We start from the raw sequence: 1,724 nt of genomic DNA on the forward strand, positions 1-1,724 counted from the left end.
AAGGGGGTGGGAATACTCATCTCGAAGCAGGCTTCCCGCTTAGATGCTTTCAGCGGTTATCCCTCCCGAACGTAGCCAACCAGCCATGCCCTTGGCAGAACAACTGGCACACCAGAGGTTCGTCCGTCCCGGTCCTCTCGTACTAGGGACAGCCCTTCTCAATATTCCTGCGCGCGCAGCGGATAGGGACCGAACTGTCTCACGACGTTCTAAACCCAGCTCGCGTACCGCTTTAATGGGCGAACAGCCCAACCCTTGGGACCGACTCCAGCCCCAGGATGCGACGAGCCGACATCGAGGTGCCAAACCATCCCGTCGATATGGACTCTTGGGGAAGATCAGCCTGTTATCCCCGGGGTACCTTTTATCCGTTGAGCGACGGCGCTTCCACAAGCCACCGCCGGATCACTAGTCCCGACTTTCGTCCCTGCTCGACCCGTCGGTCTCACAGTCAAGCTCCCTTGTGCACTTACACTCAACACCTGATTGCCAACCAGGCTGAGGGAACCTTTGGGCGCCTCCGTTACTCTTTAGGAGGCAACCGCCCCAGTTAAACTACCCATCAGACACTGTCCCTGATCCGGATCACGGACCCAGGTTAGACATCCAGCACGACCAGACTGGTATTTCAACGACGACTCCCCCTGAACTGGCGTCCAGAGTTCACAGTCTCCCAGCTATCCTACACAAGCCGAACCGAACACCAATATCAAACTGTAGTAAAGGTCCCGGGGTCTTTCCGTCCTGCTGCGCGAAACGAGCATCTTTACTCGTAGTGCAATTTCACCGGGCCTATGGTTGAGACAGTCGAGAAGTCGTTACGCCATTCGTGCAGGTCGGAACTTACCCGACAAGGAATTTCGCTACCTTAGGATGGTTATAGTTACCACCGCCGTTTACTGGCGCTTAAGTTCTCAGCTTCGCCCAACCGAAGTTGGACTAACCGGTCCCCTTAACGTTCCAGCACCGGGCAGGCGTCAGTCCGTATACATCGCCTTACGGCTTCGCACGGACCTGTGTTTTTAGTAAACAGTCGCTTCTCGCTGGTCTCTGCGGCCACCCCCAGCTCACCGAGTAAATCGGATCACCAGTGATGGCCCCCCTTCTCCCGAAGTTACGGGGGCATTTTGCCGAGTTCCTTAACCATAGTTCACCCGAACGCCTCGGTATTCTCTACCTGACCACCTGAGTCGGTTTAGGGTACGGGCCGCCATGAAACTCGCTAGAGGCTTTTCTCGACAGCATAGGATCATCCACTTCACCACAATCGGCTCGGCATCAGGTCTCAGCCTTGATGAGTGGCGGATTTGCCTACCACTCGGCCTACACCCTTACCCCGGGACAACCACCGCCCGGGCTGGACTACCTTCCTGCGTCACCCCATCACTCACCTACTACCACCTTGGTCCGGCGGCTCCACCACTTTCCTTTCCCCGAAGGGTCCGGAACGGCTTCACGGCCTTAGCATCAGAAGGTTCGATGTTTGACGCTTCACAGCGGGTACCGGAATATCAACCGGTTATCCATCGACTACGCCTGTCGGCCTCGCCTTAGGTCCCGACTTACCCTGGGCAGATCAGCTTGACCCAGGAACCCTTAGTCAATCGGCGCACACGTTTCTCACGTGTGTATCGCTACTCATGCCTGCATTCTCACTCGTGAACCGTCCACCACTAGCTTCCGCTGCGGCTTCACCCGGCACACGACGCTCCCCTACCCATCCT

At 56.8% G+C, this 1,724-nt stretch carries 1 rRNA gene (running past one end of the window); it reads right to left on the reverse strand.

The features are described from left to right. A 23S ribosomal RNA gene (locus tag ACWD3I_RS48930) occupies positions 1 to 1,724 on the reverse strand; its annotated part runs 1,370 nt beyond the window's last position; the annotation flags it as partial.

The organism is Streptomyces sp. NPDC002817 (assembly GCF_053592055.1).